This is a genomic window from Micromonospora sp. NPDC023888, assembly GCF_040639415.1.
Taxonomy (GTDB): domain Bacteria; phylum Actinomycetota; class Actinomycetes; order Mycobacteriales; family Micromonosporaceae; genus Micromonospora.
Genome location: NZ_JBEZZW010000001.1, coordinates 317485 through 340070 on the forward strand (window position 1 = coordinate 317485; position 22586 = coordinate 340070).

16 protein-coding genes are annotated in these 22586 nt (G+C 70.9%); 10 read left to right on the top strand and 6 right to left on the bottom strand.

Annotated elements, in window-relative coordinates; all coding sequences use genetic code 11:
• Both AB0F61_RS01435 and AB0F61_RS01440 read right to left on the bottom strand, forming a co-directional pair.
• Window positions 1–1755 (bottom strand): ATP-binding protein, encoded by a 1755-nt coding sequence (locus tag AB0F61_RS01435; protein ID WP_196921762.1) that lies wholly within the window; start codon window positions 1753–1755, stop codon window positions 1–3.
• 148 nt (window positions 1756–1903) lie between these two features.
• On the bottom strand, window positions 1904–2650 hold the full coding sequence (locus AB0F61_RS01440) for a pyrimidine reductase family protein (RefSeq protein ID WP_357802031.1): 747 nt from the start codon (window positions 2648–2650) through the stop codon (window positions 1904–1906).
• A gap of 150 nt (window positions 2651–2800) precedes the next feature.
• Between AB0F61_RS01440 and AB0F61_RS01445 the strand changes: the two genes are divergently transcribed.
• The 6 genes from AB0F61_RS01445 (at window position 2801) to AB0F61_RS01470 (ending at window position 9346) form a co-directional block, all read left to right on the top strand.
• Window positions 2801–3364 carry a plasmid pRiA4b ORF-3 family protein gene (locus AB0F61_RS01445; RefSeq protein ID WP_357802033.1) on the top strand — a complete coding sequence of 188 codons (564 nt, stop codon included), beginning with the start codon at window positions 2801–2803 and terminating at the stop codon, window positions 3362–3364.
• A gap of 211 nt (window positions 3365–3575) precedes the next feature.
• The gene (locus tag AB0F61_RS01450; RefSeq protein ID WP_357802036.1) at window positions 3576–4865 is read left to right on the top strand and encodes an extracellular solute-binding protein; all 1290 of its coding nucleotides are present in this window, start codon (window positions 3576–3578) and stop codon (window positions 4863–4865) included.
• A 109-nt stretch (window positions 4866–4974) separates the two neighbouring features.
• Window positions 4975–5946 (top strand): sugar ABC transporter permease, encoded by a 972-nt coding sequence (locus tag AB0F61_RS01455; RefSeq protein ID WP_357802039.1) that lies wholly within the window; start codon window positions 4975–4977, stop codon window positions 5944–5946.
• 10 nt (window positions 5947–5956) lie between these two features.
• Window positions 5957–6799: a carbohydrate ABC transporter permease gene (locus tag AB0F61_RS01460; RefSeq protein WP_327032252.1), complete on the top strand. Its 843-nt coding sequence runs from the start codon at window positions 5957–5959 to the stop codon at window positions 6797–6799.
• The gene (locus AB0F61_RS01465; protein WP_357802041.1) at window positions 6796–8217 is read left to right on the top strand and encodes a GH1 family beta-glucosidase; all 1422 of its coding nucleotides are present in this window, start codon (window positions 6796–6798) and stop codon (window positions 8215–8217) included. Before AB0F61_RS01460 ends, AB0F61_RS01465 begins: the two co-directional genes overlap by 4 nt.
• Before the next feature lie 82 nt (window positions 8218–8299).
• Window positions 8300–9346 (top strand): LacI family DNA-binding transcriptional regulator, encoded by a 1047-nt coding sequence (locus AB0F61_RS01470; RefSeq protein ID WP_357802044.1) that lies wholly within the window; start codon window positions 8300–8302, stop codon window positions 9344–9346.
• Window positions 9347–9368: 22 nt separating this feature from the next.
• Here AB0F61_RS01470 and AB0F61_RS01475 read toward each other — a convergent pair whose 3' ends face one another.
• Together AB0F61_RS01475 and AB0F61_RS01480 are read right to left on the bottom strand one after the other, a co-directional pair.
• Complete coding sequence (locus AB0F61_RS01475) at window positions 9369–10580, bottom strand: acyl-CoA dehydrogenase family protein (protein WP_357802046.1); 1212 nt, start codon at window positions 10578–10580, stop codon at window positions 9369–9371.
• Complete coding sequence (locus AB0F61_RS01480; protein ID WP_357802049.1) at window positions 10580–11659, bottom strand: phosphotransferase family protein; 1080 nt, start codon at window positions 11657–11659, stop codon at window positions 10580–10582. Before AB0F61_RS01480 ends, AB0F61_RS01475 begins: the two co-directional genes overlap by 1 nt.
• A gap of 150 nt (window positions 11660–11809) precedes the next feature.
• Here AB0F61_RS01480 and AB0F61_RS01485 point away from each other — a divergent pair, with 150 nt between their 5' ends.
• Together AB0F61_RS01485 and AB0F61_RS01490 are read left to right on the top strand one after the other, a co-directional pair.
• Window positions 11810–12511, top strand: a complete 702-nt coding sequence (locus AB0F61_RS01485) for an amino acid-binding protein (RefSeq protein ID WP_357802052.1) — start codon at window positions 11810–11812, stop codon at window positions 12509–12511.
• Window positions 12512–12601: 90 nt separating this feature from the next.
• Entirely contained in the window at window positions 12602–13675 is a 1074-nt protein-coding gene (locus AB0F61_RS01490) for a GNAT family N-acetyltransferase (protein ID WP_357802053.1), read from the top strand.
• A 179-nt stretch (window positions 13676–13854) separates the two neighbouring features.
• Here the strand turns inward: AB0F61_RS01490 and AB0F61_RS01495 are convergent, their stop codons facing one another.
• Together AB0F61_RS01495 and AB0F61_RS01500 are read right to left on the bottom strand one after the other, a co-directional pair.
• Window positions 13855–15420: an aldehyde dehydrogenase family protein gene (locus AB0F61_RS01495; RefSeq protein ID WP_357802056.1), complete on the bottom strand. Its 1566-nt coding sequence runs from the start codon at window positions 15418–15420 to the stop codon at window positions 13855–13857.
• Window positions 15421–15746: 326 nt separating this feature from the next.
• A complete protein-coding gene (locus tag AB0F61_RS01500) occupies window positions 15747–16571 on the bottom strand; it encodes an LPXTG cell wall anchor domain-containing protein (protein ID WP_357802058.1) in 825 nt (274 codons plus the stop codon).
• Window positions 16572–16927: 356 nt separating this feature from the next.
• Here AB0F61_RS01500 and AB0F61_RS01505 point away from each other — a divergent pair, with 356 nt between their 5' ends.
• Both AB0F61_RS01505 and AB0F61_RS01510 read left to right on the top strand, forming a co-directional pair.
• Window positions 16928–19822: a glycoside hydrolase family 9 protein gene (locus AB0F61_RS01505; RefSeq protein WP_357802061.1), complete on the top strand. Its 2895-nt coding sequence runs from the start codon at window positions 16928–16930 to the stop codon at window positions 19820–19822.
• A gap of 198 nt (window positions 19823–20020) precedes the next feature.
• Complete coding sequence (locus AB0F61_RS01510) at window positions 20021–22513, top strand: non-reducing end alpha-L-arabinofuranosidase family hydrolase (protein ID WP_357802064.1); 2493 nt, start codon at window positions 20021–20023, stop codon at window positions 22511–22513.
• The last annotated feature ends 73 nt before the right edge of the window (window positions 22514–22586 follow it).

The following is a 22586-nucleotide window of genomic DNA, read 5'->3' on the forward strand; positions in this document are numbered from 1 at the left end:
CTAGAACGGGATGTCGTCGTCGGTGCTGCCGCCGCCGGAGCCCACCACGGCGAACGGGTCGGCGGACTGGGTGATCGAGCGCAGCGTCTCCGATGGTGCCCGGCCCGCCTCGGAGACCCGGGTGGCCCAGGCCGGGAACGGGAATTCCAGGCACAGCGGCACCGGAATGTCCGGCTGGTTGACGAACATCGTGCCCGGCTTGGCCAGCAGCGCCCGCTGCCGCTGCGCGGGCGGGAGGAAACCGTACTCCGGGCGGGAGGCCTCGGCCGGGTCGAGCCGGCCGACCACCCGGATCGCCGAGTTGGTGACGATGCGCCGCTCCACCTCACTCGCCGTCTGCTGCGCGCCGATCAGGATCACCCCGAGCGAGCGGCCCCGCTCGGCGATGTCGAGCAGGACCTCCTTGATCGGGGAGGAGCCCTCCCGGGGGGCGTACTTGTTGAGCTCGTCGAGCACGACGAAGAGCAGCGGCTTGGCGGTGCCCGACTTCTCCTTGCGCTCGAACTCGCTCTTCAGCGTCACACCCACCACGAAGCGCTGCGCGCGGTCCGGAAGGTTGTGCAGGTCGACCACTGTCACCTGCGCCGACTCGCTCGTGTTGATCGAGTGCGGGCGGCGGGTGGCCAGGTCGCCACGGATCAGCCGGGCGAGGTCCTTCTTGCTGCCGATCAACCGCCGGGCGAACGCGTTGACGGTGCCCAGACCGACAGCGCTGCCCGCCCAGTCGGAGCGGGTCTCGTCGTCGTTGAGCTGGTCGACGATGTGGTCGACCAGGTCGCCGTAGGAGCCGAGTCGCACCCCGTCGATGCTCACCCCGCCGTCGGCCGGCTGGGCGTAACGCGCCAGGTGCGCGGCCACCGAGTGGACCACCATCGTGTACTGCTGGCGCTCGTCGTCGGCGTCGGCGAAGACGTACGGCAGGAGGCGGTCGGCGCAGAACTCGTCAAGCGTCCAGTAGAACGAGTCGACCCCGGTGAGCCGGCTGCTCACATCCGGTGTGCCGGCCGCGTCACCGACCCGGGGCGGGGCGTACACCCGCACGTCGGGGAAGGCGCCGGCACTCAGCCCGAGCTTCGCGTACGCCGCGCGGGTCGGCTCGTCGAGGCGGGTGTTGGGGTGGTCGAGGAAGAGCAGATCCTCGCCCTTGACGTTGAAGATCAGCGCCTTGGCGTTCACCGCGTCGCCGCCCAGCACGCCGGAGCGGAAGACCGAGTAGAGCAGGAAGGTCGCGAAGCTGGTCTTGGTGGCCACACCGGAGATGCCGGAGATGGAGACGTGCGCGCCCCGGCTGCCGTCGAGGAAGTCGGCGTTGAGGTAGACCGGGACGCCGTCGCGACCCATCCCCATCGGGATGCGCCGCTCCATCCGGTCGAAGTGCAGCGCACGCGCCCGCGCGTCGCCCTCGGCCCGGTGCACCACCGCGCCCGGGGTCGGCGGCACGTACAGCTCCGGATCGACACGTGTCGTGGTGACCTCGGCCGCCTCCTGCACCTGCGCGGGCAGCGTGCCGTCGGCGATGGCGAACACGTCGGAGTCGAACTGGGCGCCCTCGTGGCGAGCGCGGACCTGGGTGACGACGCCGGCGATCGTCACCGGCTCCCGGTCGGGCAGCTCGCGCCGGGTCACCACCACGTCGTCGAGCTGGAGGTAACTGCCGGGCGCCACGGCCGTCCAGAACTGCAACGGGGTGGCGTCGGCGGTGCCCAGCACCCGCCCGACCGCCTCGCCAGGGCTGTCGAGGTCGGCGTCGGTCATCGGGCGACTCGGGTCGGTCGGGCAGCACGGTCGGGAACCATGAGGTGCATCCTGCCCGAGGAGTACGACAGGTCGCCACGCGACGCGTCGGACGACACCATGCGCCGTCCCGCCCACGACTGTGGGTGTGTGGCCGGACGACGGCCCGTTACGGGCGGGCGTGGCGGAGCAGGAGCACGCCGTCCTCGGCGGCCAGCACGTGCCGCAGTGGCAGGTGCCGGGGCGGCGCGGCGTCGCCGGCGGTGATCCGGCCCGGTCCGGGCCCCGCCAGCAGCGGCGAGACGGTGAGGCACAGCTCGTCCACCAGGTCGGCGGCGGTGAGCGCGCCGAACAGGTGCGGGCCACCCTCGCAGAGCAGTTGGGTGAGCCCGCGCCGGTGCAGGTCGGCGAGACCGGCTGCCAGGTCGACCCGCTCGGTGCCGCAGCGCAGCAGGTCGGCAACGTCGGTCAGACCGGGCGGCGGCTCGGCGTCGGCGTGGGTGAGCACGATCGGTCGGGTCGGCGCGTCGGCGAAGGCGGCCTGCGCCGGATCCAGGTCCAGCGAGCCGGAGACGACCACGAGCGTGGGGTACTCGGCCAGCCCGTGATCCCGACGCCAGGCGCGGCGGCGCTCGTCGAGGCGGACCGCCCGGTATCGCTCGTGGCGCAGCGTGCCGGCGGCCACCACGAGCGCGTCACAGAGCATCCGCAGCAGCCCGAACACCCGCTTGTCCGGCTGGCCGGAGAGCCCGGCGGAGTAGTCGTCCACGGTGACCGCGCCGTCCAGGCTGGTGACGAAGTTGACCCGTAGTCGGGGCTCGTCCGCGCGGTGGTAGAGGGCGGTGAGCGCGGTGTCGTCGAGTGGCTGCGTCGACGGCTCGGGCCAGAGCCGTCGGATCGGAATTCCGACGGTCATTCGCCGGCCGGACCGGTGACCGGAGGAGTCGGTTCGGCGGTACGGTGCTGACAGTCGCACCAGTTCCGGCCCGGGCAGTCGTCGTGTCGCCGGGCCCGGCACGCTCGGCAGATCATGCTGGCAGCCTAAGCCGCGGGAGGACAGGACAGCATGCCGCGTCAGATCTTCCAGCTCAAGATGACCCTCGCCGGCGTCCGCCCGCCGGTGTGGCGACGGGTGCTCGTGCCGGCCGGCTACACGCTGGACCGGCTGCACCGGGTGGTGCAGCACGCGATGGGGTGGCGCGACTGCCACCTGCACTCGTTCGAGATCGACGCCATGCAGTACGGCGAGCCCGACCCGGACGGGGAGTTGGCGCTGCACGACGAGCTGGACGCGCGGTTGGACGCGGTGCTCGGCAAGGGCAGCCGCTTCTCCTACACCTACGACTTCGGCGACTGGTGGGAGCACGACCTGGTCGTGGAGGACGCGCTGACCGCGGACCCCGACGAGCGGTATCCGGTCTGTCTGGACGGCGAGCGGGCCTGCCCGCCGGAGGGTGTCGGCGGGCCGCCGGGCTACCAGGCGCTGCTGGCCGCGTTGGCAGACGAGGACGACCCGGTCGGGCCGATCGATCCGCGGCACGCGACGTTGCGCGACTGGGCGGGGTCTGCCTTCGACCCGTCCCGGTTCGACCCGGACCGGGCCACCACCCTGCTCCGCCGCTTCTGCTGAAACCCCCGCAGCCTGGGCGGAGTTGCGGGCCTGGTGAGCGGTAACGATCTGGGAACGCTCCCAACGTCCTATTGACACCCCCGTTACCTGTCGGCAATCTCATGGGAGCGCTCCCGGAGGTGGCATGGGTCACTCGCACACCCTGGCGTGGCGCGATGAGCACACCCCCACCACACACATCAGCCTCACCACCGGAAAGAGGGGTCAGCGAATGAGTGTCACCACGCGGCGTACCCGCCTGGCGGCCGCTGCCCTGGCCGCGATCACCGCGGTCAGCGGTCTCGCAGCCTGTGGCAACGACGACGACAAGCCAGCAGCCGGCGAGAAGCCGGCCAAACTGGTCGTCGACACCTTCGGCGAGATGGGCTACGACGAGCTCGTCAAGCAGTACGAGAAGGACACCGGCATCAAGGTCGAGCTGCGCAAGACCGCGCAGCTCGCCGAGTACCGGCCGAAGCTGGTCCGCTACCTGGCCACCGGCAAGGGCGCGGCGGACGTCACCGCCCTGGAAGAGGGCATCCTCAACGAGTTCAAGCCCAACGCGCGCAACTGGTCCGACCTCGCGCCGCTGACCTCGGACCACTCCAAGGAGTACCTGCCCTGGAAGTGGGAGCTGGGCAAGGCGCAGGACGGTCGGCTGATCGGCCTCCCGACCGACGTCGGCAGCCTCGCCGTCTGCTACCGCAAGGACCTGTTCCAGGCTGCCGGTCTGCCCACCGAGCGCGACCAGGTGTCGGCGCTCTGGCCGGACTGGAAGGGCTTCCACGACGCCGGTCTGAAGTACAAGCAGGGCAGCGGCGGCAAGGCGTTCATCGACTCGATCACCGCGGTCTCCAACGGCGTGATGTTCCAGGGCAACGGTGACCTGTTCTACGACAAGGAAGACAACATCATCGCGGACACCAGCCCCGCGGTGAAGAACGCCTGGGACACCGCCACGTCGATGGCCGACATCTCCGCCAAGGCGCAGACCTGGTCGCCGGAGTGGTCGGGTGGCTTCAAGCAGGGCACCTTCGCGGCGACCTTCTGCCCGTCCTGGATGCTCGGCATCGTGTCGGACAACTCCGGTCCGGCCAACAAGGGCAAGTGGGATGTCGCGTCCGTGCCGGGCGGCGGCGGTAACTGGGGCGGCTCGTGGCTCGCGGTTCCGGCGCAGAGCAAGTACCCGAAGGAGGCGGCGAAGCTCGCCGAGTACCTGACCAACGCGAAGAGCCAGGTCGAGGCCTTCAAGCTCAAGGGCCCGCTGCCCACGAACCTGGAGGCGCTGAAGAACGACGCGTTCACCAGCTACACCAACGAGTACTTCAGCAACGCGCCGACCGGCAAGATCTTCGGGGAGAGCGTCGCCAAGATCCAGCCGACCTACCTGGGCCCGAAGCACCAGGCGATCAAGGAGAACGCACTCGAGCCGGCCCTGCGGGCGTTCGAGAACGGGCGGGCCGACAAGGCGAAGGCCTGGGAGCAGTTCACGAAGGACGCAAAGACTCAGGGTGCTTTCTGAGTGATTCCCTGCCGGTGGCGTTCGGGGCTTCCCGGACGCCACCGGCCGGTCCCCTCCGCGTAGCGCCCTGCGCGAGGGCCCCCGGGCCTCGCCGGAAAAGGAAATTCGCATGAGCCTGTCGGCCACGACGGCACCGCCGTCGCCAGCAGCACCGCCTTCTCCCGACGTCGATGCGCGACGTCGGCGGGGGAGGTTACTCAACCGCCTCGATGTCAAGTACTCGCCGTACCTCTACATCGCCCCGTTCTTCCTGATCTTCGGCGCCTTCGGGCTGTACCCGATGGTGCGTACCGCCTGGATGTCGCTGCACGACTGGGACATGATCGGCGACCACACGTTCATCGGGTTCGACAACTACACCCGGCTGTTCTCCGACGAGTACTTCTGGAACGCGCTGGTCAACACGTTCGGCATCTTCGCCCTGTCGACCATCCCGCAGCTGTTGCTCGCCCTCTTCCTGGCGAACCTGCTCAACCGGACCTTCCTGCGAGCCAAGACCTTCTTCCGGATGGCCATCTTCATGCCGAACGTGGTGTCGGTGGCCGCGGTCGCGATCGTCTTCGGGATGCTGTTCCAGCGGGAGTTCGGCCTGTTCAACTGGCTGCTGAGCCTCGTCGGTGTCGACCCGGTCGACTGGGACGGGCAGCGGTGGAGCTCCTGGTTCGCCATCTCCACGATGGTCAACTGGCGGTGGACGGGGTACAACACCCTGATCCTGCTCGCCGGCATGCAGGCGATCCCGAAGGACCTCTACGAGGCCGCGGAGATCGACGGCGCGAGCCCGTGGCGGCAGTTCTGGCAGATCACCCTGCCCATGCTCAAGCCCACCTTCATCTTCGTGGTCATCCTGTCCACGATCGGCGGCATGCAGCTCTTCACCGAGCCCCTGCTCTTCGCCAACGGCAACATCCTCGGCGGCAGCCAGCGGGAGTTCCAGACGCTGGCCATGTACATGTACGAGATGGGCATCGCGAACCTGAACACCGCCGGCTACGGGGCCGCGGTCGCCTGGGCGATCTTCATGATCATCGTCGTGGTGTCGCTGTTCAACTTCCTACTAGTCCGCCGCTCGGCGAAGTGAGGAGAGATCGATGATCTCGGCTTCCCAGCGCCTGTGGCGCACCAGCCCACTGACCTACGTGGCGCTCGTCCTGGCGGCACTGCTGTCGATCTACCCGTTCTACTACATGCTGGTGATCGGTAGTCGCAGCCTGGACAACATCAACGACGTGCCGCCGCCGCTGACCCCCGGCGGAGCGTTCGGTGACAACTTCGGGCGGGTGCTCGACAACGACGCCGCCAACTTCCTCACCGGCATGATGAACTCGATCATCGTCTCCTCGGTGGTCACCCTGTCGGTGGTGCTCACCGGTTCGCTGGCCGGGTTCGCCTTCGCCAAGCTGAAGTTCCGGGGCAGCAACGCCCTCCTGCTGGCGATCATCGTCACCATGATGATCCCGACCCAGATGGGGCTCATCCCGCTCTGGGGCATGATGCAGGACCTGGGGTGGTACGACACCCTCTACGCGGTCACCGTGCCGTTCCTGGTCAGCGCCTTCGGCGTGTTCATGATGCGGCAGTACGCCAGCCAGGCGATCTCCGACGAGCTGATCGAGGCCGGCCGGGTCGACGGGGCGAGCACGTTCCGGATCTACTGGAGCATCGTGCTGCCCGCGCTGCGCCCCGCCGCCGGCGTCCTCGGTCTGCTGACCTTCATGGAGACCTGGAACTCGTTCATCTGGCCGTACGCCATCCTCACCCCGGAGAACCCGACCCTGCAGGTCTCGCTCTCCTTCCTCTCCTACGCCTACTACACCGACTACTCCCAGGTGTTCGCCGCCACCGCGATCGGGACCATCCCGCTCGTGCTCGTCTTTCTCGTGTTCGGCCGCCAGATCATCGGCGGGATCATGGAAGGTGCCGTCAAGTCGTGAGCAACCCCGCCAGCCCACCCGCCGTTGGTGTCCTCGACGAGCGTCCCGGGCTGACCTTCCCACCCGGATTCCTGTGGGGGGCCGCGACAGCGGCGTACCAGATCGAGGGGGCGGCGGCCGAGGACGGCCGCACCCCGTCGATCTGGGACACCTTCAGCCACACCGACGGTCGGGTCGTCGCCGGGCACACCGGCGACGTCGCGTGCGACCACTACCACCGGCTCGGTGGCGACGTCGCACTGATGGCCGAGCTGGGCCTCAAGTCGTACCGCTTCTCGGTCTCCTGGTCCCGGGTGCAGCCCGGCGGCACCGGCGCGGCCAACCCGCAGGGTCTGGACTTCTACCGCCGGCTGGTCGACGAGCTGCTCGCCAACGGCATCGAGCCGTGGCTCACCCTCTACCACTGGGATCTGCCACAGCCCCTGGAGGACGCCGGCGGCTGGCCGGCCCGGGACACCGCGGCCCGCTTCGCCGACTACACGACGCTGCTGGCCGACGCGCTCGGTGACCGGGTGCGCTACTGGACCACGCTCAACGAGCCGTGGTGCTCGGCGTTCCTCGGCTACGGCTCCGGCGTGCACGCCCCCGGCCGCACCGACGGCGCGGACGCGGTTCGCGCCGGGCACCACCTGATGCTCGGTCACGGGCTGTCCGTGCAGGCGCTGCGGGCCGCCCGGCCGAGCGCCGAGGTGGGCGTGACGGTGAACCTCTACCCGGTCGACCCGGCCAGCGACGCCCCGGCGGACGTCGACGCCGCCCGGCGGATCGACGGGTTGGCGAACCGGTTCTTCCTCGACCCGCTGCTGCGGGGGTCGTACCCGGAGGACCTGGTGGCCGACCTGAGCACGGTGACCGACTTCGGCCACGTGCGCGACGGTGACCTGGCGACCATCGCCACGCCGCTGGACCTGGTCGGGGTCAACTACTACAGCCGGCACGTGGTCGCCGCGGCGACCGAGGGCGCCACGACCGATCCGGCTCCCTCGTGCTGGCCGGGCAGCGAGGACGTCCGGTTCGTCACCCGCGGCGTCCCGGTGACCGACATGGGCTGGGAGATCGACGCCCCGGGCCTGACCGAGACGCTGCGTCGGGTGCACGAGTACACCGACCTGCCGCTGTACGTCACCGAGAACGGTTCCGCGTTCGTCGACTCGGTGGTCGACGGGGAGGTCGACGACGTCGATCGGCTCGCCTACTTCGACGCCCACCTGCGCGCCGCGCACGAGGCGATCGACGCCGGAGTGCCCCTGCGGGGATACTTCGCCTGGTCGTTGATGGATAATTTCGAATGGGCCTGGGGCTACACGAAGCGGTTCGGCATGATCCACGTCGACTACGACAGCCAGGTCCGCACCCCCAAGTCCAGCGCCAAGTGGTACGCCTCGGTGATCCGGCGCAACGGTCTGGCCGCACAATAGGCTCGGGCCAGCCATCAGGACGGTCCTGGCGTCCACCTCTCGCAGGTGGCGCCGGGTCCGCCCGCCGTCGGAGGAGCAGACGATGACAACGCAGCGCACCCGGTCGCTCGGGCGCCCGACCCTCGATGCGGTCGCGGCGCGCGCCGGTGTCGGTCGGGGCACGGTCTCCCGCGTGGTCAACGGCTCGCCGCAGGTCAGCCCGGAGGCCCGGGCCGCGGTCCAACAGGCCATCGCCGAGCTGGGGTACGTGCCGAACCGCGCCGCCCGCGCGCTCGTCACCCAGCGGACCGACTCCGTGGCGCTCGTGGTGTCCGAGTCCGGCGAGCGGGTCTTCACCGAGCCGTTCTTCGCCGCGATCGTCCGGGGGATCAGCTCCGGCCTGCTGGAGACGCCGATGCAGCTCTGGCTGGCGATGGCGCAGTCGCCGGTGGAGCGGGAGCGGGTCGAGCACCACCTGACCAACCAGCACGTCGACGGCGTACTGCTGCTGTCGTTGCACGACTCCGACCCGCTGCCGACGCTGCTGGAGGAGCGTGGCCTGCCCGCGGTGCTCGGCGGTCGGCCCGCCCGGATGCTGCAACCCGGCGCCCAGCCCGCCTGGTTCGTCGACGTGGACAACGTTGGCGGGGCCCGGCAGGCGGTCGAGTACCTGGCGAGGCAGGGGCGACGTCGCATCGCCACCATCGCCGGTACCCAGGACATGGGTGTGGGCCTGGCCCGCCTGGCCGGCTACACCGAGGCGGTGAAGGCCACCGGGGCGGGCGTCAACCCCGACCTGATCGCGTACGGCGACTTCAGCGAGGGCAGCGGCGCGAGCGCCATGCGTCGACTGTTGGACGTCTGCCCGGACCTGGACGCGGTCTTCGTCGCGTCCGACCTGATGGCGTTCGGCGCGCTGCGTACGCTGCGTGAGGCCGGCCGGCGGGTGCCGGAGGACGTCGCGGTGATCGGCTTCGACGACGCGACCATCGCCCTGCGGGCGGACCCGCCGCTGACCACTGTCTTCCAACCCGTGGAGGAGATGGGCCGGCAGATGGCCCGCCTGCTGGTGGCCCGGATCCGCGGCGAGGACCTCCCGGCCACGCACCTCCTCCTGGACACCCAGCTGGTCCACCGCGCCTCCGCCTGACCCCGCCCCCGGGGCGCGGGGGTTACCGGGCCCAGCGGCGCAGTTCGCGCTTGGCCAGGGAGTTGCGGTGGACCTCGTCGGGGCCGTCGGCCAGGCGTAGGGTGCGGGTCTGCGCCCAGAGGGCGGCAAGCGGAGTGTCCTGGCTGACGCCGGCGCCGCCGTAGGACTGGATGGCCTTGTCGATCACCCACTCCGCCATCGCCGGGGTGCCGATCTTGATGGCCTGGATCTCGGTGTGTGCGCCCTTGTTGCCGACGGTGTCCATCAGCCAGGCCGTCTTCAGCACCAGCAGTCGGGCCTGCTCGATACGCACCCGCGACTCGGCGATCCACTCGCGGACCACGCCCTGCTCCGCGAGGGGCCGGCCGAACGCGACCCGCCCGAGCGCCCGCTTGCAGAGCAGCTCCAATGCCCGCTCAGCCATTCCGATCAATCGCATGCAGTGGTGGATCCGGCCCGGACCCAGCCGGGCCTGGGCGATGGCGAAGCCTGTGCCCTCGGCGCCGATCAGATTCTCCGCCGGCACCCGCACGTCGGTGAAGTCGATCTCGGCGTGCCCGCCGTGTGAGCCGTCGGTGTAGCCGAAGACGGTCATGCCCCGGCGGACGTGCACGCCGGGAGTGTCCCGGGGGACCAGCACCATGCTCTGCTGGCGGTGCCGGTCGGCGCCGGGGTCGGTCTTGCCCATCACGATGAAGATCTCGCAGCGCGGGTCCATCGCACCGGACGACCACCACTTGCGTCCGTTGATCACGTACTCGTCGCCGTCCCGGGTGATCCGGGTGGCGATGTTCGTGGCGTCGGAGGACGCCACGTCCGGTTCGGTCATGCAGAACGCGGAGCGGATCTCACCCTCCAGCAGCGGCATCAGCCAGCGCTTCTGCTGCGCTTCCGAGCCGAACTCGGCAAGCAGCTCCATGTTGCCGGTGTCCGGTGCCGCGCAGTTGACCGCCTCCGGCGCCAGGTGCGGGCTGCGCCCGGTCAACTCGGCAAGCGGCGCGTACTGGAGGTTGGTCAGGCCGGCGCCGTAGCGCGGGTCGGGCAGGAACAGGTTCCACAGGCCGCGCTTGCGGGCCTCGGCCTTCAGCTCGGCCAGCACCGGGGTACGCGACCACGGGTCGCCGGCGGCCACCTGCTCGGCGTGCACCGCCTCGGCCGGGTAGACGTGCTCGGTCAGGAAGGCGGTCAGCAGGCCGCGCAGCTCCTCGGTCCGGGTGTCGTACGAGAAGTCCATCACCGCTCCCTGGCAGCGGTCAGCCCGTGCGCGACCAGCGGTGCCACCATCTCGCCGATCCGGTCGAAGCCCTCGCCGAGCGTCTGCCCGAGCGTGTGGCGGTAGTGGATGCCCTCGCAGATGACCGCGAGCTTGAAACAGCCGAGCGCCACGTGCCAGTGCAGCGGCCCGACGTCCACGTCGCTGCGCCCGGCGTACCTGTCGATCAGCTCGCCGCCGGTGGGGAAGCCGGCGCGCGGGCCGAGCCCGTCGGCGACCGGGTTGCCCTCGGCCGTGTCGCCGCCGCCGAGCACATCCCAGTACGTCAGGAGCAGCCCCAGGTCGGCGAGGGGGTCACCGAGGGTGGCCATCTCCCAGTCGAGGACGGCGTGCACGGCCACCGGGTCGGCCGAGGCGAGGAGGTTGTCCAGCCGGTAGTCGCCGTGCACGATCCGGCCGGCGTTCGCGCCCTCGGGGGCGGTCGCGGCGAGCAGGTCACGTAGCTCGTCGATGCCGGGCAGCTCCCGGCTGCGCGAGCGGTCGAGTTGCCCACCCCAGCGGCGGACCTGCCGGGCCAGGTAGCCCTCCGGGCGGCCGAAGTCGCCGAGCCCGACGGTGGCGGGCTCGACGCTGTGCAGCGTGGCGAGCGTGTCCATCATCGCCATGGCGAGGGCCCGGCGTCGCTCGTCGCCGAGCGGGTCGGTCTGCGCACGGGTGCGGAACACCTGGCCGGGCATCCGCTCCATCAGGTAGAAGGGAGCGCCGATCACCTCGGGGTCGGTGCAGAGCAGCAGCGCGCCCGGGACCGGCACCTCGGTCGACGCCAGCGCCGAGATGACCCGGAACTCGCGGGCCATGTCGTGCGCGGTCGCCAGCACGTGCCCGAGTGGAGGGCGGCGCAGCACGACCTCCCGCTCGCCGAGGCGCAGCAGGTAGGTCAGGTTGGACTTGCCGCCCGCGATCAGGTCGGCCCGCAGTGGCCCGACCGCCAGCTCGGGTCGGTGCTCGGCCAGGTAGCCGGCGAGCCGGTCCAGGGAGAGCCCGGCGGGAGAGGCGGCAACGGTGCCCGGTCGCAACGCATTGCCGGCCGGATCACTCATCCGACTAGTTGATGGCAGCTCGCTCACGTTGTCAAGGTCAGAATTTCCCCTCGGGACATGCCTCTGCAACAGGGACGAAATGGTCAACCTGCAGGCTGTACCGCAGCCTGCCGGCCGCTTATCGCCGGCCCGCCCAGCGGAGGGACAGACATGTTGCTGCGAGTTCGGGTCACCCTGCCGGACCGTCCGGGCACCCTCGGCCAGGTCGCCCGCACGTTGGGCGTCTCCGGCGCGGACATCGTCCAGGTGGTGGTCCTCGAACGACTCGGCGGGCGCGCGGTGGACGACTTCACTGTCGTCTGGCCGGGTGCCGCCCGGGTGGAGCGGCTGCTGGCTGGCCTCGCGGCGATTCCGGGCGTGCGGGTCGACGGCGTGTGGCGGGCGATCGGCGCGCCCACCACCACCGGCCAGGACGCGGAGTTGTTGGCCCAGGTCGCGGCCAACCCGGCCGACGGGCTCGCCACCCTTGTCGACGCGGTGCCCGGGCTGCTGGCGGCCGACTGGGCCGTCGCCGCCGTGGTGCCTGTCGACTGGGCCTCCCGGACCGGGGGTGGTGGCGCGACGGTGGGGCACGCGAGCTGGCGTGCTCCGGTGCCGCTGCGGTTGCCGGAGGTGACCCCGCTGCGCGGTCGGTCGATGACCACGCCCGACGGCACCCACCACGCGATCGCGCCGTTCGGCCGGGCGGGCCTGGTGCTGGTGGCGGCCCGGGAGTACAGCGACACCCTCTGCGCCGCCAACTTCCACAGCACCGAGGTCGACCGGCTCACCCAGTTGGTCCGGGCCAGTGCGGTGATCCTCGGTGACCGGCTGGACCTGGTCGGCGCGCCGCCGGTGGTCGCCGGCCCCTGACCGGCGGCGAGTTTCCCGGGCACGACACCGCCGGGCAATCGGGCGGCAACAGCCGGGGGCGAGGCTCTGCGGTGGGGAAGGGAGCCAACCATGACGTTGTGGCGGATTCGAGCCACCGTGGACGACCGACCGGGCTACCTGTCGGTGCTCACGGCGAGCCTCGCGCTGCGCGGGGTCAACATCCTCACCGTGCAGGTGCAACCCACCGAGCAGGGCGCGGTGGACGACTTCCTGGTCGACGCGCCTGACACGCTCGACGAGGCGGGCCTGATCGCCGCCGTCGAGCGCGGTCGGGGCCGGGACTGCTGGGTGGCGCGCAGCGAGGCGCGCGGCTTGGCCGACCAGCCCACCCGGGTGCTCGGCCTGGCCAACCGGCTGGTGCGCGATCCGGACGCGACGGGCGAGGCGTTACGGACCCTGCTCGGCGCCGACTCGGTCACCTGGCGGCCCGCGTCGACGGGCATCGACCGGGGGATCACCGACGCCGCCATGACGCTTGCCGACCCGGCGGGCGGCTCGTTCGCGCTGCGCCGGGCCGCGCCCGCCTTCACCCCGGCGGAGTACGCCCGGGCGCAGGCCCTGGTCGAGCTGGCCGCCACCGTGGCGCGTCGGGCCGCGGAACAGGTCACCCTGGTGCTGCCCGACGGGGTCGAGGTGGCCGTCCGGCCGGGCTGCGCCGACGACCTGTCCGGCGTGCTGGAACTGCACGAGGCGTGCTCACCCCGCAGCCGGCAGCGGCGTTATCCGGGTGGCGCGGTGCCGCCGCAGGCCCGGCTGCGCCGGCTGCTGGAGCCCGGCCGGGGGTTGACGCTTGTCGCCACGACCACCGGTGCCGACGGCACGGCGGAGTCGGTGGTCGCCATGGCGAACCTGCTCGGCGAGGGCGACGAGGCGGAGGTGGCGCTGCTGGTGCGCGACGACTGGCAGCGGCGGGGGCTCGGTTCGGCGTTGCTGCGCCGGTTGCTCCGGCACGCCGACGCCGCCGGGTACGCGGCGTTGGTGCTGCACGTCCAGGCCACCAACGACCCGATGCTGCGCACGCTGCACCGGCTGGGCCGGCCCGGCTCGGTGGAGCGCGACGGCGGGCTGCTCACCCTCACCGTTCCTCTCGCTCTGGCCGTCACGTCGGACCGGCGGGGCGTGGCGTCCACGCCTGGCTTCTAGGGCCTCGCCCAGGGTCGGGACGGCTCGCGGCGGCCCGAGACGCAGAACCGGTTGCCCTCCGGGTCGGCGAGCGAGGGGCACGCCCGGCACCCCGGCGGCGGCTCCAGCACGATCCACGCGCCGGCGAGGGCCCCTTGTGCCGTCGAGCGTCCACAAGGGGGCCTCTCGCGTTCTCGGTGTCAGGTGGCGGGGTAGCTGGTGTAGTCGGGGAAGTTGCCGTAGAGGCGGCGGTCGCCGCCCACAGTGACCGCCTGCACCAGCAGGTCACCGCCGACGAACGCGCCCTTCCAGGAGGCGCCCCGGCCGCCGAACGGCTCGTCGCGGTCACCCCGCGAGCGCGGCTTGTTGATGCCCACCTTGAACGCCTGGAGGTCCACCGCGAGCTTGCCGGCCTCGTCGGTGTCGTCGCAGGCCAGGGACGCGACGAGCGCGCCGTTCGAGGCGTTCATGGCGGCCAGCAGTTCGTCTGTGGTGTCGACCACGACGATCGTGTCGACCGGGCCGAACGGCTCGGCGTGCATCAGCCGGGACCGGCCGGGCGGGGCGAGCAGCACCGACGGCGCCACGTACGCCGAGGTGTCCTGCCCGGGCAGGAACGGCGCCCCGGTCAGCTTGCCCCGGTGCAGCGGCACCGCGCCGCCGCGTACCGCCTCGTCGACCTTGCGGCGCAGCTCGTCGGCCTTGGCCGCGCTGATCAGCGGCCCGAAGTCCAGCTCGGACAGCGGGTCACCGGCCGTCCAGTCGTCCCCGACAGCCAGCGGGTGACCGAACCGGACCGAGCGCACCACCGGCAGGTACATGTCGAGGAACTCGTCGACCAGGTCACGCTGCACCACGAACCGGGGGTACGCGGTGCAGCGCTGCTTGCCGTACTCGAAGCCCTTCTTCAGGTGGGCGGCGAGCAGGTCCCACTGGGAGAAGTTCCAGATGCCCCAGGCGTTGAGGCCCTCCTGCTCGATGAAGTGCCGCTTGTCGCTGTCGAGCAGCGCGGCGGCGACCTTGCCACCGTTGGAGCGGCCGCCGACGAACGCCACCGCGCCGACCTCGGGCGCCCGGACCAGCACTTCGGACAACTCCTCGCCGCTGCCGGAGAGGAGGGTGGCGGGCAGGCCGGCGCGGCGCATCAGCGCGTGCGCGACGCTCAGGCAGACCGCGCCGCCCTGGGACGGGGTCTTGGCGATGACCGCGTTGCCGGCCAGGAGCTGGACCAGTTCGGCGTGCACCAGGACGCTCATCGGGTAGTTCCACGACGCGATGTTGCTGACCGGGCCGGGCAGCGGCTCGCGTCCGTCGGCGAGCATCCGGTCGATCTCGCCGGCGTACCAGCGGACGCCGTCCAGCGCCCGGTCCACGTCGGCGCAGGCCAGCCGCCACGGTTTGCCGATCTCCCAGACCAGCAGCAGCGCGAGCAGGTCGCGGTGGGCGGTGAGCGAGTCGAGCGCGTCGGAGACGCGGGCCTTGCGGTCGGCGAGCGGGGTCTGGGCCCAGACCCGGTGTGCGGCGGCGGCGTGGGTGACCGCGGCGCGGGCGGCGTCGGCGTCGAGCCGGGGCAGGTTGATGAGGACGGTGTTGTCCACCGGGGTGCGGACCGGGGCGGGCTGGCCGGTCGCCCGCCAGTCACCCTCGATGAGGTTGTGCAGGGTGGTGACGCCGTCGACCTCGGCGCCGAACGCCTCGGGCGTGGCGGCCACCGCGCGGGCGAGGACGTCGGACCAGGCGGTGCCGTCGGCGAGTCGTAGTGCCATCGCGTTCTCCTCAGGGTTGACCGGGAGCGGTGGCGTCGACGGCACCACTGGTGACCTGCACTGTCTCGCGCTGCGTAGCAGGTCGGCAACCGTACGTCTGTCTGGCTGGGATGCCGGCCGACCGATGCCGCGGTGGCCGGCTCCGAGACGGGGCCCGTGGCCAGCGAGCGTGGCAGTCAATTCATCGATAAACATGAATCATGTGAGGTTGTCGACTGGTTACCCATGAGTACGGGGGTGTCCGGTGTAGAGGGACGCCGGGCGCGCGAAACGCCCACGACCGGCCGCCGGAGTGATCTCCGGGGCCGGTCGCGGGCGTTCGTCGGTCAGCTGGTGAAGGTGATCCGGTCGCGACGGCGACGCATCATCAGCAGGGCGCCGCCGCCGATCAGGGCGACACCGCCGAGGGCGAGGCTGGTGACGGCCACGCCGGTGAGCGGGAGGCTGCCCCCGTTGTCGCCGCCGCCCGCGCCTGCCGGGGTCGTGGCCGGGCCGCCGGCTGCGCCCGACTCCGACGGTGAAACCGACTCCGACGGCGTGACCGACTGCGACGGCGTGGCCGACTCCGACGGCGGGACCGAGCCCGTGGGCGTCGACGTGGCCGAGGCGGTCGGCGTCGGCGAGCCCGTGGTGGGCGTCGGCGTCGGGGACCCCGTGGTCGGCGTCGGGGTCGGCGACGCGGTGGCGCCGGTGCCGGCGCAGGTGTGGCTGAGGTTGAACCTCTCGCCCTCGCCGCTGACGAGCGCCTTGCCGCCGGTCAACGTCCATCCCGCCGGGGTGAAGAGGTAGGCGTGCTTCACCTGCTTGTCGCCGCCGCCGTTCGCGGACAGGAAGTCGGTGTAGGGATCCGCGGGGTTCGGCACGGTCACCGTCACCGAGGCGCCCGCTGCGTCCTTGAAGGTCAGAGTCAGGCTCTGGAAGTCACCGGCCCGGTTGGTGGGCAGCACGAAGTGCCAGCCGTCCTGGTCGGTGGGTCGCGTGCCGAACTTGGGGTCCTTGCACTCCTGTTGGAACTTCCCCGCTGTCGCGCCGGCGTGAGCGGGGTTGAGGGGAACGACGCTCGATGCCCAGGCCGGGGAGGCGATGGCGAGCACGGCCGTGGCGGCGGCGGTGGAGACGGCCGCGCGCGTCAGGCGCCGACGCAGTGGCATGAGGATTCCTCCGGTATTGGTCGAGGGGGCCGCTCATGATCCCATTCGTGGGCTCTGTCAGCGGCATCGGCCGACCGGCCTGAGCTGGGCGACGTCTCGGTCGGGAAGTGCCTCCCGGGTCGACGTTCCCTGCTGCGGTGGGCGTGTCGCCGTAACGCCCACGAGCGCGGTGGCGCTGGCGGCGCAACACGGGCTTCCCAATCGGCGACGTGCACATTACATTGTCGTTTATCCATGGGAGCGCTTCCACGACTCTCCGTGGTCACACCGCCACCTCGCTGTCGCCGGTGGCCGTGCCGCCCGCACGCCGTCCCGCGTGGGTGCGACCGCCGGCGGCACCTCCGACAGGAGCCCGCATGCGCCACCTGACCCGGCCGTCCAGCGGCCACCCCGGTCGGTCACCGGTCGCCGACCAGCCTTGGCCCCGGCGCTTGTTGGCCGTCGGCGTCGCGCTGCTCACCGGCGCGTCCCTCGCGGTGACCGCACCGCCGTCCGGGCCCGCCTCCGCCGCGCCGGCGGCGACCTACAACTACGCCGAGGCGTTGCAGAAGTCGCTGCTCTTCTACGAGGCGCAGCAGTCCGGCAAGTTGCCTGACTGGAACCGGGTCTCCTGGCGCGGCGACAGCGCGCTCACCGACGGCGCCGACGTCGGGCTGGACCTCACCGGCGGCTGGTACGACGCCGGCGACCACGTCAAGTTCGGCTTCCCGATGGCGTTCAGCGCCACGATGCTGGCCTGGGGTGCGGTGGAGTACCGCAGCGGTTACACGGCGTCGGGGCAACTGCCGCACCTGCTCAACAACCTGCGCTTCGTCAACGACTACTTCATCAAGGCACACCCGTCGGCAAACGTCCTCTACGGACAGATCGGCAAGGGCGACGACGACCACAAGTGGTGGGGTCCCGCCGAGGTGATGCCGATGGCGCGGCCCGCGTACAAGATCGATGCGAGCTGTGGTGGCGCGGACCTGGCCGGGGAGACGGCCGCCGCGATGGCCGCCTCCTCGATGGTGTTCCGGCCCACCGACGCGACCTACGCCGACAAGCTGCTCACCCACGCCCGGCAGCTCTACACCTTCGCCGACACGGTGCGGAAGTCCTACCACGAGTGCATCACCGACGCGACGAGCTTCTACCGCTCGTGGAGCGGCTGGCAGGACGAACTGGTCTGGGCCGCCATCTGGCTGCACCGGGCCACCGGCGAGGCGAGTTACCTCACCAAGGCCGAGAGCGAGTACGACAAGCTCGGCACCGAGAACCAGTCCACCACCCGCTCCTACAAGTGGACCATCGCCTGGGACAACAAGCAGTTCGGCGCGTACGTGCTGCTCGCCAACCTGACCGGCAAGCAGAAGTACGTCGACGACGCCAACCGCTGGCTGGACTACTGGACCGTCGGCGTGAACGGGCAGCGGGTGCCGTACTCGCCCGGCGGGATGGCGGTGCTCGACTCCTGGGGCGCGCTGCGCTACGCCGCGAACACCTCCTTCGCCGCGCTCGTCTACAGCGACAAGACCACCGACACGACCCGTAAGGCGCGCTACCACGACTTCGCCGTCCGGCAGATCAACTACGCGCTCGGCGACAACCCGCGCAGCTCCAGCTACGTCATCGGGTTCGGCGCCAACTCGCCGAAGAACCCGCACCACCGCACCGCGCACGGCTCCTGGTGGGACAGCCAGACCGTGCCGGTGGAAACGCGACACACCCTCTACGGCGCGCTGGTCGGTGGCCCGTCCGCGGCCAACGACGCGTACAGCGACAGCCGGTCGGACTACGTGATGAACGAGGTGGCCACCGACTACAACGCCGGCTTCACGTCCGCGCTGGTCCGGCTGACCTCCGAGTACGGCGGCACCCCGCTCGCCAACTTCCCGGTCGCCGAGACACCGGACATCGACCAGCTGACCGTGGAGACCACTGTGACGCAGGCCGAGCCGCGGGCCACCGGTCTGAAGACAATGATCTACAACAAGTCGGCGTTCCCGGCCCGCGCGCTGACCGACGGAAAGTTCCGGTACTACTTCCGGCCCGACGGCACCGGGCCGGTGCAGGTCACCGCCGGCTACACCCAGGGCTGCCCGTCCCCGACGACCGCCAAGCAGTACAGCGGCGACATCTGGTACGTGGAGGTCGACTGCACCGGCCACACCATCGCCCCGGCCGGCCAGTCGGCGCACCGGATGGAGGTCCAGTTCAAGATCGGCGTGCCGGAGGGCGGCACCTGGGACCCGACCAACGACCCGTCGTACCAGGCCACCGCCGGGCCGAACCGGAAGGTGCCGCTCTACTCCGGCAGCACCCGTGTCTGGGGCGAGGAGCCCGGACCCGCCACCCCGGACACCACCGCGCCCACAGTGCCCGGCACGCCCGTCGCGTCCGCCGTCACGTCCAACGGGCTCACGCTGACCTGGGCCGCGTCCACCGACACCGGGGGCAGCGGGTTGGCCGGCTACGAGGTGACCCGTACCTCGGCCGGCGCCGACCCGGTCGTCACCGCCTCGACGGGGGCCACCCTGGCCGTGACCGGGCTGGCGCCCGAGCGGACGTACCAGTTCACCGTGCGGGCGCTCGACGGCACCGGCAACCGCTCGGCGGCATCGGCCGCGCTCAGCGTCACCACCCCGGCCGGCCCGGCGCCGGACACCACAGCGCCGACCGCACCCGGTACGCCCACCGCCTCCGCGATCGGCCCGACCGGCCTGACCCTGACCTGGGGCCCGTCCACCGACGCGGTGGGCGTCACCGCCTACCGCGTCTACCGGGGCGGGAACGTACTGGTCGGCTCGGCCACCGGCACCACGCTCGCGGTGACCGGGCTGACCGCCTCCACCACGTACACGTTCACTGTGGTGGCGGTGGACGCGGCCGGAAACGTTTCAGCCGCGTCGCCGGGCGTCACGGTCACCACCACGGCCCCGCCTGTCGGCGGCGGCTGCGCGCTGACCTGGACGGCGAACAACTGGGACACCGGGTTCACCGCGACCATCACGATCGCCAACACCGGCACCACGGCGATCAACGGCTGGACGCTCGCGTTCACATTCCCGAGCAGCGGGCAGAAGATCGGGCAGGCCTGGTCGGCGAACGTGACCCAGACCGGCGCCGCGGTGACCGCGTCGAACCTGTCCTACAACGGGACACTGGCGCCGGGTGCGTCGACGAGCTTCGGTTTCAACGGCACCCACACCGGCAGCACCACCAGGCCGACCGCCTTCACCCTGAACGGCGCCGCCTGCACCGTCTCCTGACTCATCGACGCGGCGTGGCGTGGCCGGTACCGACCGGCACCGCCACGCCGCGCAAGGCCAAAACACTTCCGAAACTTTTCCGTAAAACTCATTGCCCGGACCGCCGGATGGTTAGCATCGACCGAGCTAGATATCCCAACCATGACGTCCGGTCGTCCCGCCTCGACGGCCCGGGTGCAGGCCAGTAAGGAGGCCGAGATGGCAATGAGCCCATCCGTTCATCGCGGCGGGACCCGGCGACGGCGATCAGCCGCCGTCCGAGCGCTGCTCGCCGGCGCGTTCAGCGTCGTGACTGTGGCCGCCGTCGCGGTGATGATGCCCTCGGCGAACGCCGCCGCGACCACGCTCGGCGCGGCCGCCGCGCAGTCGGGCCGGTACTTCGGCACCGCCATCGCGGCGGGCCGGCTGGGCGATTCCACGTACAGCACCATCGCGGCGCGTGAGTTCAACATGATCACGGCCGAGAACGAGATGAAGCCGGACGCGACGGAGCCCCAGCGGGGCCAGTTCAACTTCAACTCCGGTGACCAGATCTACAACTGGGCGACCCAGCGCGGCCTGAAGGTCCGTGGGCACACCCTGGCCTGGCACGGGCAACAGCCGGGGTGGATGCAGAGCCTGAGCGGCAGCACCCTGCGTCAGGCGATGATCGACCACATCAACGGCGTGATGGGCCACTACCGGGGCAAGCTCGCCGCCTGGGACGTGGTCAACGAGGCGTTCAACGAGGACGGCAGCCGCCGCTCGTCCAACCTCCAGGGCACCGGCAACGACTGGATCGAGGTGGCGTTCCGCACCGCGCGGGCGGCCGACCCGTCGGTCAAGCTCTGCTACAACGACTACAACATCGAGAACTGGTCGTACGGCAAGACGCAGGGCGTCTACCGCATGATCCAGGACTTCAAGTCCCGTGGCGTGCCGATCGACTGCGTCGGGTTGCAGACCCACTTCACCGGCGGCAGCTCGCTGCCGAGCAACTTCCAGACCACGCTGTCCAGCTTCGCCGCGCTCGGCGTGGACGTGGCGCTGACCGAGGTCGACGTCACCAACTCCTCCACCACCCAGTACGCCGGGCTGACCCAGGCGTGCCTGAACGTGCCGCGCTGCATCGGCATCACCGTCTGGGGCGTACGCGACAGCGACTCCTGGCGCTCCAACGAGAGCCCGCTGCTCTTCGACGGCGGCGGCAACAAGAAGGCCGCCTACAACTCCGTCCTCAACGCGCTCAACGCGGCCCCCCCGACCTCGAGCCCGACCACGAGCCCGACGGTGAGCCCGACGGTGAGCCCGACCACGAGTCCGCCGCCGAGCGGCGGCGCCGGCCGGATCGTCGGCGTGCAGTCGGGCCGGTGCATCGACGTGCCCAACGCCACGCAGACCAACGGCACCCGGGTCCAGCTCTACGACTGCAACGGTCAGTCGAACCAGCAGTGGACATACACCGCCAGCAAGCAGTTGAGGGTCTACGGCAGCAAGTGCCTCGACGCGAACGGTGGGGGCTCCGCGAACGGCACCGGAATCATCATCTGGGACTGCAACGGCCAGTCGAACCAGCAGTGGAACATCAACTCCAACGGCACCATCAGCGGCGCGCAGTCCGGCCGGTGCCTGGACGTCTGGGGCAGCGGCAACGGCCAGCAGGTCCAGCTGTACGACTGCCACGGGCAGACCAACCAGCAGTGGCGGACCGACTTCGGTGGCGGCACCACGCCGCCGACCACGACCCCGCCGACCACGACGCCGCCGACGTCGACCCCGCCGACCACGTCGCCGCCGGGCGGCTGCGCGCTCCCGTCGACCTACCGGTGGTCGTCGACCGGCGCGCTGACGAGCCCGCAGAACGGCTGGCTCTCGCTCAAGGACTTCACCAACGTGGTCTACAACGGCAAGCACCTGGTCTACGCGTCGAACGTCAACAGCAGCGGCTCGTACGGCTCGATGAACTTCAGCCTGTTCACCAACTGGTCCGACATGGCCTCGGCCGGCCAGACCGGAATGAGTCAGGGCACAGTGGCGCCCACGCTCCTGTACTTCGCCCCGAAGAACATCTGGGTGCTGGCGTACCAGTGGGGACCGACCTCGTTCAGCTACAAAACGTCGAGCGACCCGACGAACGCCAACGGCTGGTCCTCGGCACAGACGCTGTCCACCGCCACCCTCCCCGACGCCCCGTACGGGGTGATCGACCAGACCCTCATCGGCGACGACCAGAACATGTACCTGTTCTTCGCCGGGGACAACGGCAAGATCTACCGGTCGAGCATGCCGCTGGGGAACTTCCCGGGCAGCTTCGGCTCGAACTACACGACGATCATGACCGACTCGACGAACAACCTGTTCGAGGGCGTCGAGGTCTACAAGGTGCAGGGCCAGAACCAGTACCTCATGATCGTCGAGGCGATCGGGAGCCAGGGGCAACGCTACTTCCGGTCGTTCACGTCCAGCAGCCTGGGCGGCTCGTGGACCCCGCAGGCCGCCAGCGAGAGCAACCCGTTCGCCGGCAAGGCCAACAGCGGCGCGACGTGGACCAACGACATCAGCCACGGTGACCTGGTCCGCACCAACCCCGACCAGACCAAGACCGTCGACGCCTGCAACCTCCAGTTGCTGTACCAGGGCAAGGACCCCAACGCGAGCGGCGACTACAACCGGCTGCCGTGGCGGCCGGGTGTACTGACCCTCCAGCGCTAGGCGTCACTCCGTTCGCGGAGAACCGGGGCGGGGGGCGGCCCCCCACGGGGGGCGGCGCCCCCCCCCGCACCAG

Excerpts from the sequence above, each read along its gene's own strand:
- AB0F61_RS01435 (WP_196921762.1), bottom strand. The coding sequence starts at position 1,755 with ATGACCGACGCCGACCTCGACAGCCCTGGCGAGGCGGTCGGGCGGGTG.
- AB0F61_RS01440 (WP_357802031.1), bottom strand. The coding sequence starts at position 2,650 with ATGACCGTCGGAATTCCGATCCGACGGCTCTGGCCCGAGCCGTCGACG.
- AB0F61_RS01445 (WP_357802033.1), top strand. The coding sequence starts at position 2,801 with ATGCCGCGTCAGATCTTCCAGCTCAAGATGACCCTCGCCGGCGTCCGC.
- AB0F61_RS01450 (WP_357802036.1), top strand. The coding sequence starts at position 3,576 with ATGAGTGTCACCACGCGGCGTACCCGCCTGGCGGCCGCTGCCCTGGCC.
- AB0F61_RS01455 (WP_357802039.1), top strand. The coding sequence starts at position 4,975 with ATGAGCCTGTCGGCCACGACGGCACCGCCGTCGCCAGCAGCACCGCCT.
- AB0F61_RS01460 (WP_327032252.1), top strand. The coding sequence starts at position 5,957 with ATGATCTCGGCTTCCCAGCGCCTGTGGCGCACCAGCCCACTGACCTAC.
- AB0F61_RS01470 (WP_357802044.1), top strand. The coding sequence starts at position 8,300 with ATGACAACGCAGCGCACCCGGTCGCTCGGGCGCCCGACCCTCGATGCG.
- AB0F61_RS01475 (WP_357802046.1), bottom strand. The coding sequence starts at position 10,580 with ATGGACTTCTCGTACGACACCCGGACCGAGGAGCTGCGCGGCCTGCTG.
- AB0F61_RS01480 (WP_357802049.1), bottom strand. The coding sequence starts at position 11,659 with ATGAGTGATCCGGCCGGCAATGCGTTGCGACCGGGCACCGTTGCCGCC.
- AB0F61_RS01485 (WP_357802052.1), top strand. The coding sequence starts at position 11,810 with ATGTTGCTGCGAGTTCGGGTCACCCTGCCGGACCGTCCGGGCACCCTC.
- AB0F61_RS01490 (WP_357802053.1), top strand. The coding sequence starts at position 12,602 with ATGACGTTGTGGCGGATTCGAGCCACCGTGGACGACCGACCGGGCTAC.
- AB0F61_RS01495 (WP_357802056.1), bottom strand. The coding sequence starts at position 15,420 with ATGGCACTACGACTCGCCGACGGCACCGCCTGGTCCGACGTCCTCGCC.
- AB0F61_RS01500 (WP_357802058.1), bottom strand. The coding sequence starts at position 16,571 with ATGCCACTGCGTCGGCGCCTGACGCGCGCGGCCGTCTCCACCGCCGCC.
- AB0F61_RS01505 (WP_357802061.1), top strand. The coding sequence starts at position 16,928 with ATGCGCCACCTGACCCGGCCGTCCAGCGGCCACCCCGGTCGGTCACCG.
- AB0F61_RS01510 (WP_357802064.1), top strand. The coding sequence starts at position 20,021 with ATGGCAATGAGCCCATCCGTTCATCGCGGCGGGACCCGGCGACGGCGA.